This window comes from Aliivibrio fischeri (genome assembly GCF_009727955.1).
Taxonomy (GTDB): domain Bacteria; phylum Pseudomonadota; class Gammaproteobacteria; order Enterobacterales; family Vibrionaceae; genus Aliivibrio; species Aliivibrio fischeri_A.
Genome location: NZ_WOBR01000024.1, coordinates 1 through 352, shown reverse-complemented (window position 1 = coordinate 352; position 352 = coordinate 1). Strand labels below are relative to the sequence as shown.

The following is a 352-nucleotide window of genomic DNA, read 5'->3' as shown; positions in this document are numbered from 1 at the left end:
AACTTTTAAATTTTGATTTAAATAACTCGTAAGTTATTTAAATCAGTCAGCTTTCCAAATTGTTAAAGAGCAATGTTTCTTTCGAAACCATTTTTAAAGACTCTCAAACGAGAATACTTAAAGATGGTGGAGCTATGCGGGATCGAACCGCAGACCTCCTGCGTGCAAGGCAGGCGCTCTCCCAGCTGAGCTATAACCCCAAATATAATGTTATCCAATACTTTCTGGAGAAGTATTGGTGGGTCTGAGTGGATTTGAACCACCGACCTCACCCTTATCAGGGGTGCGCTCTAACCAACTGAGCTACAGACCCAACATTAAGTCTCTTAATTTTTTAACCTAATCAATCTGT

Annotated in this window: 2 tRNA genes; both read right to left on the bottom strand. The window is 40.1% G+C overall.

From position 1 onward, the window contains the following. Nucleotides 1-124: 124 nt before the first annotated feature. Nucleotides 125-200: transfer RNA gene (locus GNP81_RS19150), tRNA-Ala, on the bottom strand. A 36-nt stretch (nt 201-236) separates the two neighbouring features. After that, nucleotides 237-313 (bottom strand) — tRNA-Ile (locus tag GNP81_RS19145). Between the last annotated feature and the right edge of the window lie 39 nt (nt 314-352).